Annotated in this window: 10 protein-coding genes; all 10 read right to left on the bottom strand. The window is 42.9% G+C overall.

Features of this window, described 5'->3' with window-relative positions; translation table 11 throughout:
* Positions 1–5 precede the first annotated feature (5 nt).
* The 10 genes from MPHASIOC01_RS11855 to MPHASIOC01_RS11810 all read right to left on the bottom strand — a co-directional run bounded on the left by MPHASIOC01_RS11855 (position 6) and on the right by MPHASIOC01_RS11810 (position 10,909).
* Entirely contained in the window at positions 6–836 is an 831-nt protein-coding gene (locus MPHASIOC01_RS11855) for a hypothetical protein (RefSeq protein ID WP_353614703.1), read from the bottom strand.
* The gene (locus MPHASIOC01_RS11850) at positions 836–4,801 is read right to left on the bottom strand and encodes a hypothetical protein (RefSeq protein ID WP_353614702.1); all 3,966 of its coding nucleotides are present in this window, start codon (positions 4,799–4,801) and stop codon (positions 836–838) included. The genes MPHASIOC01_RS11855 and MPHASIOC01_RS11850 overlap by 1 nt, the downstream gene beginning before the upstream one ends.
* On the bottom strand, positions 4,801–5,250 hold the full coding sequence (locus MPHASIOC01_RS11845; RefSeq protein WP_064594891.1) for a GPW/gp25 family protein: 450 nt from the start codon (positions 5,248–5,250) through the stop codon (positions 4,801–4,803). The genes MPHASIOC01_RS11850 and MPHASIOC01_RS11845 overlap by 1 nt, the downstream gene beginning before the upstream one ends.
* A 24-nt stretch (positions 5,251–5,274) precedes the next feature.
* On the bottom strand, positions 5,275–5,574 hold the full coding sequence (locus MPHASIOC01_RS11840; protein ID WP_353614701.1) for a PAAR domain-containing protein: 300 nt from the start codon (positions 5,572–5,574) through the stop codon (positions 5,275–5,277).
* 23 nt (positions 5,575–5,597) lie between these two features.
* A complete protein-coding gene (gene vgrG / locus MPHASIOC01_RS11835) occupies positions 5,598–7,388 on the bottom strand; it encodes a type VI secretion system tip protein VgrG (RefSeq protein ID WP_353614700.1) in 1,791 nt (596 codons plus the stop codon).
* A gap of 14 nt (positions 7,389–7,402) precedes the next feature.
* Positions 7,403–8,056 carry a hypothetical protein gene (locus tag MPHASIOC01_RS11830; RefSeq protein ID WP_064594888.1) on the bottom strand — a complete coding sequence of 218 codons (654 nt, stop codon included), beginning with the start codon at positions 8,054–8,056 and terminating at the stop codon, positions 7,403–7,405.
* A 25-nt stretch (positions 8,057–8,081) separates the two neighbouring features.
* A complete protein-coding gene (locus MPHASIOC01_RS11825; protein ID WP_353614699.1) occupies positions 8,082–8,252 on the bottom strand; it encodes a hypothetical protein in 171 nt (56 codons plus the stop codon).
* Positions 8,253–8,254: 2 nt separating this feature from the next.
* Positions 8,255–8,713: a phage tail protein gene (locus tag MPHASIOC01_RS11820; protein ID WP_064595527.1), complete on the bottom strand. Its 459-nt coding sequence runs from the start codon at positions 8,711–8,713 to the stop codon at positions 8,255–8,257.
* Between the two features lie 88 nt (positions 8,714–8,801).
* The gene (locus MPHASIOC01_RS11815) at positions 8,802–9,272 is read right to left on the bottom strand and encodes a phage tail protein (protein WP_036114928.1); all 471 of its coding nucleotides are present in this window, start codon (positions 9,270–9,272) and stop codon (positions 8,802–8,804) included.
* A gap of 77 nt (positions 9,273–9,349) precedes the next feature.
* Positions 9,350–10,909, bottom strand: coding sequence for a phage tail sheath C-terminal domain-containing protein (locus MPHASIOC01_RS11810; protein ID WP_353614698.1), 1,560 nt, complete (start codon positions 10,907–10,909; stop codon positions 9,350–9,352).
* Between the last annotated feature and the right edge of the window lie 340 nt (positions 10,910–11,249).

Below are 11,249 nucleotides of genomic sequence, written 5' to 3'. Positions count from 1 at the left end.
TCAGATTAATCCTCCGCAGCCGTTTGTTGGCAGCGCTGCATAAATTGGTCATTCCATAAGTGCGTAATGTGGTACTGGATAATTTGATTTTCACCAAAAGATGTATTGGTGCGAATTTGTAAAAAATAGGGGCGTACTGTGCCTTTATGGTTTTTTTGCCGCCAGCGTAATTGAATCTTATCTGCAGAAGAGTGGAAGTAAGCCTGCGTCATATGAATGGGGTTTTTATCCTGCCATTGCCACCAGTGCTTGTTAGGGGCACAGGTATTAATGGCGACAGCATGAACCAGCGCATAACGTCCACTGTGTCGGATACCAATTCCCGCCACCACTTCTAACATATGGCACCCTTCCAGCTCAGGAGTAATGTCGTGCCATTCACCATCGGCTGGGACAGGAGTTTCAATGAGTGTGGTGCCCATTCTTCCTTGCGAAGCAACGGTGCCATTGACATCGAGAGTTTGTTTCGGGGTTGCTGTATTGATTCCCACATTACCTTGAGGGGTTAGTGCGAGATTGATAGCCTGTGTTGTCGCGGTATTGTCCGGGTTATCATCTGTTATATCGGCTTCTGGGTTTGCAAAAATGTGCAGATTAATATCCTGAGGGGCAAACCCAACATGCCATAGCGGGGTATCAGGGCTATTTTGTTGATAAAAGCTCAACAGATGCTTCTGGTCTAATGCTCTAAGCTGAAGCCCCGTTTCTGGGGGCTTGATAAACCCCTCGTCAATTTGGTTGACACAGGAATCAATCAAGTCAGAAAAATGCTCCGCTGACGGCATAGTTCCATGACGAAAATAGTTCTTAAGCGTACTTCGATTACGTTTTGACATTATTTTTTCGTCCCTTTTTGATTCGAAGTCGTTGATGTACTGACAATAAACTGTTCACCGATCACCAATTCACCAATACCAACGGCCACGGGGTCATGAATAAGGTTATCGGGGGAAATTTGAATGTAGTGATGCTCCACAGGAATCAATAAATACCATGGATAAGCCGCGCGGATGGGGTGGCTATTTACCGCACTATCGAGCAATGTATAGTCAGTATCGTCATCCACGCTGATTTTCAGGGCTGATAACGCACTGACCTCAACAACATCTTCTTGCCTGCGTATAAAAGCACTCAGCTTTTCGAGTGATAAGCAGAATCCTAAACCAGTATTAAGCGTATTCTGCTCCCAGGGGCACAATTGTGTTTTTATGGCATATTCGAGCCTGCGCAATACGGGGCCATGATTCACACCTTCTTTTAAGGTGACTTTGCATCTAATCTGGATTTTTTCGTATCCAGGATTCCGTACTTCTATTTGTACTTGCGGGCGTGAAATGGCGAGTAGAAAACGCCGAATATTGAGAAGATAAGATGAATCCAGTTGTTTTGGTATACAAGGCGAGTGGTCGCAAGTGGTATGTAACGGGGTGACGATAATGAGTACATGTCCGGGCACCGGGCACTGTGAAGAAAATGTTCGTGTGGGAAAACAGTGTACGGATCCTACTTCAGGGAAGTTTTCCAGAACCAGATGTTCATAATCCCAGGGAGTTAAGGCTTTACCTTTATGGCGTAAACTTTCGCTTACGCGTACCTGAAATGCGTGATCACTTTCTATTTCAGGTGTTTTTTTCATTGCATTTAATTGGGCAATGGTTGCCAAATTGGCCTTGCGTGGTGTGCTGCGCCATGCAGAAAAAGGCATTACAGTGACACCGTCCGCAGACAGGGGCGCACCTTTGCCAGCCACGGTCACCACATGCGTGGCAACATGCAGGCAGTCAGGGTAATGGTCAACCCCTTTATTTGTACTGACACGTAACCAGAACAAACCCGATGGCATTACGCTGTGCCCGGTATTAATTTCGCTCGGGATATCTAAGGTAACAATACCGGTAGTAAGAAAGTTGAGAGTGGTATCGTGAATGATTTGGTTAGGATTAAATGCATGCCATTCATTATCAACCAGATAATACCAGGTATAGGAAGTTGACGGATAAGGCATCAATAGTTTTGAGCTTCCATCAAATACAAAGAACAGGTTTAAATAGCCTGATAGTTCTGTGGCGGTGATGCCAATGAAGCAGTGACTGTCCTCCTTATAATTGGGAAAGAATCGTGGCCACATAAGCTGGCGAGTTTGCGCGCGCGGATAAATAACCCTTTCACCGAAAGGATGCAAATGAACGACTTTGCTTTGCATTGCGTTATCGTCACTGGCACTGATTAAGTCAATTGTTGACTCTGCCGAATAATCTATAGAAATATGGGTAACTAATGGTGTGTAAGGTGGGTTGGGGAGTGACTTCTTACGCTTCTTTGTGACGTTATGAGTCAGTATGTCACTCAATAAAGGGGCATAATCTTTATGGCCAAATGCGTATTCCGGGCCAGTCAGCCTTAATTTAAACAGCCCATTACGTAAGCCAGACTGATTACTGTAAGGTGTTTTTGGCCAGCTATGGGTAACGGGGGTATAACAGTTATTCATGTTAGTAAACCGAAAAACTCTACCATGGTGAAGCACACCACTCCCGGGCGTAAATAAGGGTAATTGAGATGGGCCGAATTCAGTCCATTGCCCATTTTTGAGCACTTCCGGAGTGACCTGGAAACTTGCATTAGTGTAATGGTAAGGGTACTGAGCGTAGTACTGTTGAAAACCATCTGAACCCCGCGGCAAGTCACCCCAATCAAGGTGCAGAGATAATTGGCTGACAGTTTTTCTGGCAATCTCTTCATTAGCAATTACCGCGTAAGCATCAATATAAGGGAGTGAACCAAACAAGAAGAAGGGTTGTGCAGAGTCCACTTGTCCTTCAGGGTTAAACAACTGCATCTGTGTAACCCCAGCCACTTGAGTTGTTATTGCGAGTTTTGCTAATTCAAAATCCCGGAATATTGCATAAGGGAAACAATTACTTTGCCGCTTCAGGGTGATTTTTAGTGAAGCGCTGTGTGGCAAACTGTCGTCCACAGGAATGACAGGCTTAAAGCCAGTATCAATATTGCATTTTACCTTTAATCCAATTTTGCATTCATGTGACTCGCAAGGATTAATCTCTACGTCAGTGAGTGTTTCCCAGCCATTTTCGGTTGAAACATCAATCTGAAATACCCCCTGAAAGAGTTGATAAAAAGCGGCAATGGGAGAGTAACTGAGTAACTCCTTTATGGTGGTGTAAGCGGTTGGTTCTTCGGTAAGAAGTGGCTCTATAGTAGTGAGGATTTCACTGATATCAGCTTCGGTTAACCAGGGAACATTGTAAAGACAGCGCCGGCTTGTTATCTGCCCAATAACACGAAACAGGAAATCAATTTTAGCTAAACCATATTGCTCGCCTTTATCTGTCGTTGAACAAATAAAATGTACAAGCTGTGAGTAAAATAATTTATAAGCTACCCAAACTCTCTGTGACTGCTTTAATTTTTGTAACTCGTTGAGTTGTTCTGCCGAAACTTGTTTTACCAGGCTACTGGCATTTATTCTGGTTACCCAATCTTCGAACAGATGTGCATGCACGTTGAGTAACAGACTGAAAACTCTTGTTAATACTTCTGTAGTATTTTCACTAACCGCCAGTAATTCTTGAGAAATAATGTTGGAGCGCACCTCTTTGAGGTGGAACACTATATTAATAACACGGTTCCCTTGCTGCATGGAAAATATTGGGTCAGTAATTATAAGCCCCATTGGTTGTGTGTTATTACCATGTTTGTGCTTATTGCTAAATATATTGAAGCGTTGTTCAAATGGGAAGTTATCACCCGTTGCGTTCGCTGTTACTTTTAGTTTTTGCCCACTAACTCCGCACACTAAACCAGTCTCTTTTTCGGGCGAAACTAATGGGTCACGCTGTAATGTGAGGTTGAAGACATGCGATACTTCGGCATTGGTAATCTCAATCGGGTAGCAGCTGCGATAAATGATTGGACTAAAGTCAGGAGCATCACCAGGGCTGAATTCGGCTCCATGATCAAACTTAATCGTATTTTTAGTTTGGCTGTTTAATGACAGCTTAAGAAATATGGAATTATCTTCCGCAGGTTTTTTTTCTTGTTGCAGAACTTGTTGGTAATAAAACTGCAAGTGTCTTTCAGTAAAAGTATTGAGTTTTTTTTGAGCCAGCTTAAATAATTTCAGAAAAGAAAAGTAGAGTGCCTGTTGTGGGGCGTTATCCTGGTGCATTAATGCAGTTTGTAATACCTTCTGGCTGTGTTTTTTTATTTGTTTGATGACATAGACTATTTTTGCAAAGCAATGGCGCATGTGGTCAATAAAACTATCATGTTGCAACGCACGAGATGCAGTAGCTAATTTTTGTTGGTCAAGTTTCCATAACTCATCCAGCTCTTGCACATTGTGCCTGAATTGCTCTGGCAACCGGCTAACCATCAGGCTAAGTGGCAGTGAAAGGTGATATTGATATTCATGCAGTAAATAGTACCTAAACTGGTATGCTATATCTGGGGTAGAAGGCAGGTGCTGATACCATGCCTGTAACCGTTTTAGCAGGACAAACAGAAATTCAGCAGTAACGACTTCACTCTGGCCCATGGCATGTTTAAACTGTGCCTGAATCTGCTGGATACTACTGGTTGATATTGCAGCACATACCACAATTTCGCTTTTTTGAAATAAACTTCCCCAGTCACCCTCAATCTGATCTCGCTGGTTACGAAAGGGTAACTGCTGAGCAAATTGTTGCGCCCAGGAAATTAACTGTTCAAAACTCAGCTCGTGTGGTTTAACCATAGATGCATTAATTGCATCATCCAGCCGCTGCTGTCGGGATGTCATTATGCTTTATCCCATTTATCAGGTAGTGGCAGTAATTGAGAGGATATCAATGTGCCTTCGTTTAAATAGAATGGATAAACCATGTTGCTACGCGTATTGGTGGTGATAACACTAAAGTCTATTTGAATGAGTAATTTCCCCGAAATCTGCTCTGGTAAAATATAGATATCCTCCACATTGATACGTGATTCGAAAAATAAAATTGCCAGACGAATTTCGGACTCCAGTTGCGTCAGTACTGTCTGCGTGAGTTCTTCAAATACAAATTGATTAATTCGGCAGCCAAAATCAGGCACCATGGGTCGCTCTCCGGGGGTTGTGGAGAGTAAAATTGTTAAGCTCTGTTCAATATCCTCAATATCAGAGCTCATGACCACGTCATGATTTGGACCATCAAATCTGGGTGGAAATGCCCAGCCGGTCCCTAAAAACGCGTTGTCGTTTGCCATAAATTGCGTGCATCCTTTTGGGGTTTAACCGCCAATAATGACAGTGGGGCACCCTAAAGTGATGGTTCCCCCATGGTTTGTTGTGTCTCCCATTCGGGCAGCCGGTTTGCCGCCAATCATTACGGTAGCTGAACCTTTAATGATGGTAGAGGGTGGCCCCACGCAGGTGCAGTTATCACCAAGGACTGCAGCCGGAAGGTTGGCTATTAATACAGTTGGTACCCCAGGTCCTATGATGGGGCCACCAACATGAGGCACTGGGGGAAGCCCGGGGGTTGCCATTGGGCAGATTTGTAAGTCGGTAATTCTCGCTGCAAAAGGCATAAGTTAACTCCGCTGTGAAACAGTTAGTTAATTTTAACCAGCGCACCTTTAATGGTCGTTATCCCCGAACAGGATAGTTCAGCCGTTGCATTTCCTTTCAACGTTAACCCCGTATTGGCTTGTGCTGAAACATTAAGACCTGATATTTGTGCATCACCAGTAGCCTTGATGGTTGTATTACTGGTGGATTCAACGCTGACAGAGTTCTTCGCTGTGATAGTGATATCTTTACTACTGGTTATACTAATACCACTTTCCCCTAAGCTAATTGAGTTACTGTTTTGATCAGTCAGAGTGATTGATTTACCTTTATCGCTTAACACGATGGAATTGCCATTAGGTGTTTGTAACGTCATCACAATATTCTCATCATCAAATATAACTTTCAGCTTGCTTTTGGTTACGATGCTCTTGATGTAGTTTTCAGCCGTTAGATCCTCTGGCATCTTATTTTTACTACTGTACAGTGAGCCCAGAATAATTGGATTGCCAGGGTCCTGATTGATACAGCCCACAATAACTTCGTCTCCTACTTCTGGTATGAAAAAATTACCATAGCCAGAAGATGCATAGTAGGATGCTAAGCGTGCCCATATTAAATTAGCTTCACTATTTAATATGGGTATTTTAATTTGAACCCGGTAATTTGAATCCGGGTCTTCATCTAATTTAGTTACCACCCCGATTTGCAGGCCATCAACAGGAGGTAAATACCCCGAGGCAGGTGGTGCGCCAATGTCACGGTGCTCTGCCGACCACATTGGTGATATTCCCAGTTCCGCCGTGGTAATCCACTGGCCTTTTTCAATACGGTGGTGAATACCGCCAATATAGTGTGTTCCATTATAACGTTCTCCAACCCCAGCCAGTTCAATTAAACTGTCAATTTTGGCGTCTGCGTTTCCCTGAAAAGTGACATTTCCGCGTACTTTGCTCAGCATTGCTTTCACTTGCTGGCCATTAGCCCAGCTCGTGAGCGAGTCTGAACTGATGGTTGACGCAGTTTGCAACGTATAATCACTGATACCCAATACTTTAGCTAAATCCTGGCTGGTGAAATTACCCTGACCCGAAATAGATTGAACCGGGCCTGTGCCTGTAACCATATCTTGTTTGGTAGAATCCCATGCGGTTGCCGTTACACTACTCAATTGATTTCGTGCGTCCACTTTTGCTGAAAATGACATTAAATCAGTTCCATATGTGACAATGAGCGCAGCTGAACCACTTACCGAAGGCTTATTGACGGTCACTTTATTGGATTGATTGGTGACAACAAAACCGTTTGCTTCAGCACGAGTGAGAATAAAATCCCAGTCAGTGCTGTTGAACTGAACCAACTCAGCATGGGTATCAGTAATACTCCCTACGGAACTTGTCAGACTGGAGTAATTGGCAAGAAGGCTACTGATTATATTGCTGTCAGACTTTGCAAGAAAACACTGACTATGTTTGGCGATCGTCATCGCAATCGCCTGATCTTTACAAACAATATTAAGGCATGTGCTGTTATCAGATGCTATTTCTATACCATGACCAATAATAATTCCGTCGAAAATGTTCTTTTCATCACTTTCATACCCTGCAGAAATAGAAATGGTTGAACCTGGTTTAAAGGTTTCTGCATCGCTGACATCAAATTTCTGCGAGGCTATATCACCGTCGCTAATAGTTATCTCTGCAGATGCGATATGATTTATTTTGTAATGGATATGAATTGATATAATGCCAATAGAACTGTCAATTGCATTACCATTAACCTTAATGGTAAAGGTTGTTACGCCAGTGCTATTGGATGAAGGAGATATTGCCATAATAAGCCTGATAGCTACGCAAGTGGTGGAAAGTACAGTTTGGTGCCCGGCTCTATTTGCCTGCTACTGATTAGGTTATTAGCGCGTGCAACCTCAAGGTAATAACTACTGTCATTATAAATTTTATAACATAACATGGGGAGAGTATCCCCGGCTTTAAATTCAATAATATGAGTCAGGTCAGGTGAAGACTGTTTCTTTAATGCCTGTTTCTCTTTTTGGGTTAAAAATTTAGTAAAGCTAAGTGCTACTGTGGCACGTAATGGATTGCCAGAAGAATCAAAGAGTGAGTAATCTACATTTATAGATGTTAAGCGGCCTCTGAAGTTTACCGATGATCCCCATGTTATTACTACCGGGTAGGGTTCATGCTGTTCGCCATTGTATGCGTAAACCACTTTTTTCAGTGTTGCAAGTTGCTTCTGCACGGTTGCAGTGCTTGTTTTACCCGTAACTCCGGTTCCGTCCAGCAGCAACTGAAAGTCGAGTTTTTCGCTTTGATATCCTTTAAAAGCTGTCTTTGGCGAGATATCACCCTGTTGTTGTAATCCTGTATTTGTATAAGAAATACCATAAACATGTTTAACACTATTAGGATTCAGCGTGGCTGAGAATGTTTGTGCGACACTTCCTTTTGATGTAACTGATTTTATTATAATTCTTTCCATTCCCTATGTCCTCAACGTAATTCACTCACCTTTCTCTTAATTCGTCAGAAGCACCAATAAGCTGATAAACAATACTTTTCTCTACCGGGCTCTGGTCTGAAGCCTGGTCCGGATTATAAGTATCCGCATAGTCATCTTTACTATCGTCGCTTATTGTTTTTGATTTAATGACCAGTTGTCTTATCTCTAATGGCACAGTTATAAGTTCCTTTTCAGATGGTTAAAGCAAATTTCAATTTCTTCTATTGCGATGTCATTTTTTGTTGAATTAAAAGGTTCCATCTTCAATTTTACCGGGTATGCATTTGATGCTGTCCAGCTTTTACAGGTAACACCATTTTCATTTAGTAAATTAATCGACACGCTTTTCGTCGGGATCGGTTTGGAAAACTGATCATCTAAAATACCCAGACACCAGGTGAGTAACTTAGATGTCTTTTCAGTTACCGCTCTTTTTAATGTCAGGTTGCTATTTTTGATTGATTTCGGTAAGTGGTAAGCTAAGTTATTACCGCCTTCAAAATAGTCTTCAGTTTCTATACTGAATTCTAACCCGGACACCTCCTGAAAAGCTGTATCACCGGCACACCCACTGATGGAAACACTAAAGTAGAAAGCAGGAAGAGGCCAGTCGCCATCACCTTGAGTTGCTCCCATGGTTTTTTCCATAATTTCACTATTCACTCGTTCGGGATAATAAGTCCTGCCTCTGGAGTACGGGTAAGCCCTTGCTTAGTGATAGAAATCACACGGAGATTTCTAATCCTTCATGGGCGAGCTCAATGGTTTCAACCGCAACTTCATTGCCATCTGATTTTAAGTCAGTACCCGTGACTTTAGTTGGCCAGGCATTTTTTAATTTCCAACTCATTACTGGCTTGCCGCCTTCATCTAACAAATTTATTGTGACGGCAGTTCGGGCGATGGTATTCATTTTGATCTTTGCATACCACTCGTAGAATTTATTATCACTTTTAAAAATACCTTTCTTAAGCGTGACGTTACCGCTTTTTATCAAACCGGGCATTTTTATAGTTGAGAATACCGGGCTATTACCTGCGCGATATTCAATGGGTTGTGCTTCCGAATCAAGCCCTGATACTTCCTGAAATGCGGAAACCATTCCTGCGCCTGCACCACCGTCCCATTTCACTTCAAAATGAAATTTGGGCATGGGCCATACAGTTTGGGATTGTGCTGAACCATCGTCTGCCATGGGGCTCTCCTAAATAACTAACCACGTTATATTCGCCGAAATTAAATGCTAACCAAATACAGACATCAGGTACGCATCTACGATTCCTGCATCTTCTGCTGGAAGGTGATTTCGATAAATTCTGCAGGTCGGACAATCGCTACCAGCACGGTAATACGCAGAATACCTTCTAAGATATCGTTGGAAGTCATTGTCTTACCCAGACCCACACTAACATTATAGGCATCAGCCGGAATCGCCCCTGCCAGACCACCGCGTTTCCAGATACCATACAGAAAGTTACCCAGCATACTTTCCATAGACACCCAGGTGTTGGCGACATTGGGCTCAAAAACATAGGCTTTTGAAGCGAGCTTGATAGATTCTTCCAGCATAATCATCGTGCGCCGGACGTTGATATAACGCCAGTCCAGGCTATTGCCATCAAGCGTTCTTGCACCCCAGACTAATGTACCTTCGCCAATGAATGGCCTGATGGCATTAATCGATTTTCCCTGGGTTGTCACGTTTAAATCTTCTTGTTCATCGTCGCTGATATTTACGGTTGGTGAGACCACTGCATTAACACTGACATTCGCGGGTGCCTTCCATACTCCACGGGAGTTGTCCACCATGGTGTAAATACCCGCCATAGCAGCCGATGGTGGCAGGATATTTTGCTGGAATTTGATGTCCGCCATAATGGTTTGATATAACGGGCTCATGTTTGAAAGCGTTTTATGCAGCAGAACGGCATCCGAACTGGATATTGCGCCGCTTAACTTAGTAATTTCGTCCAGCATGCCTTGTTTGCGTGTCGCTCTTAACTTGTTACTTCCCGTACTGAGCTCTTCCGGGGAAAGACCATCTAAATCACTGAACATGGCGGCAACTTCGGCATTCAGGAGTTCGACCAGTTTATCTATATTGCTGACATTGCGAAAACTCACATCACTGTCTTGCACAATTGATGTATTGAGCCAGGGGTAGTAGGCAGAAGCATAATCGAGATAGTTAATACCAAGCTTAGACCGGAAATTTTCAACACAGTCACCATCGGGATGCTGGCGGTCTCTGTAACCGTTCCAAATATCTAAAATTGCGACACGGTTTTTCATTTTTCCGCCACAGTGCCCCAACATGGCTTGCTCAACGTTGATACAGTCATCTTCTTTCAATTGTATTGCTTCCGGTATGAGCAGCATGGTGGGCTCTGCCTCTTTAATGAGAGGCAAAATACCGTTTTTTAATACATCTGCATCGATATCATCGGCGTAGCTACCTACTGATACGATATAGCAAGGGCCGCCGCCATTTTGAAAAAAAAGTAACATACTGTAGTAAAGGTGATGGCGGGTATTCGACTGGGTTATTTGGTAAGCTTTTCCTGCCTGTTTAAATGCCTCTCTGATATTGGTATCGGGGTTTTCAGGTACCTCTGCTATTTCGAATGTATGTTGAGGCTCCCCGCCAAAATATTGCCGATACTCTGACATTGAAGTAATACGCCACCCTTGATTGCTTAGCGATTTGCCACCGTTATCCGCTTTTTCTGTATATCCAATAAATGCGGGTACTGCAGTAGCCACTTCCACAACAGAGTTTGGAAATGCATTCTTCTCAACAATATATACGCCAGGTGTTTTCATTACGCCCATAGTTTGGACCTTCATGTAATTGATTGGCAACCATGCCCATGATTAACACACAGGAAAACACACTGTGAAATACACTGTTAAGAAAGGCATTCAGGCAAGTTAAGAGTATTTTACTATTGACAATCATGGTATAGCGTCTGCTCAGTTTTCTGTCAACTCCGATTGACAATAAAATCTAATCAGGTTTTGGAATTTTTTAATAATACCCTGTGGTTCATTTTTTTGTTATCTGGCAGGCAATATTGACCGGGTTTTACTGGGGAATGTTGGCGGGCGGCGAGATTTACATGCTTCTGCCAGAACTTTAGCTGTGGGTTGGTCAATGATGATTATTCTGTTG

The organism is Mangrovibacter phragmitis, from assembly GCF_040429585.1.
GTDB lineage: Bacteria > Pseudomonadota > Gammaproteobacteria > Enterobacterales > Enterobacteriaceae > Mangrovibacter > Mangrovibacter phragmitis.
The sequence above is the reverse complement of the archived record's forward strand: the minus strand, read 5'-3'. Positions and strand labels throughout refer to the sequence as shown.

What these genes read in the sequence shown, in the direction of transcription:
- MPHASIOC01_RS11810 (WP_353614698.1), bottom strand. Translation starts at nt 10,909, where the DNA reads ATGGGCGTAATGAAAACACCTGGCGTATATATTGTTGAGAAGAATGCA.
- MPHASIOC01_RS11850 (WP_353614702.1), bottom strand. Translation starts at nt 4,801, where the DNA reads ATGACATCCCGACAGCAGCGGCTGGATGATGCAATTAATGCATCTATG.
- MPHASIOC01_RS11815 (WP_036114928.1), bottom strand. Translation starts at nt 9,272, where the DNA reads ATGGCAGACGATGGTTCAGCACAATCCCAAACTGTATGGCCCATGCCC.
- vgrG (WP_353614700.1), bottom strand. Translation starts at nt 7,388, where the DNA reads ATGGCAATATCTCCTTCATCCAATAGCACTGGCGTAACAACCTTTACC.
- MPHASIOC01_RS11840 (WP_353614701.1), bottom strand. Translation starts at nt 5,574, where the DNA reads ATGCCTTTTGCAGCGAGAATTACCGACTTACAAATCTGCCCAATGGCA.
- MPHASIOC01_RS11845 (WP_064594891.1), bottom strand. Translation starts at nt 5,250, where the DNA reads ATGGCAAACGACAACGCGTTTTTAGGGACCGGCTGGGCATTTCCACCC.
- MPHASIOC01_RS11820 (WP_064595527.1), bottom strand. Translation starts at nt 8,713, where the DNA reads ATGGGAGCAACTCAAGGTGATGGCGACTGGCCTCTTCCTGCTTTCTAC.
- MPHASIOC01_RS11830 (WP_064594888.1), bottom strand. Translation starts at nt 8,056, where the DNA reads ATGGAAAGAATTATAATAAAATCAGTTACATCAAAAGGAAGTGTCGCA.
- MPHASIOC01_RS11855 (WP_353614703.1), bottom strand. Translation starts at nt 836, where the DNA reads ATGTCAAAACGTAATCGAAGTACGCTTAAGAACTATTTTCGTCATGGA.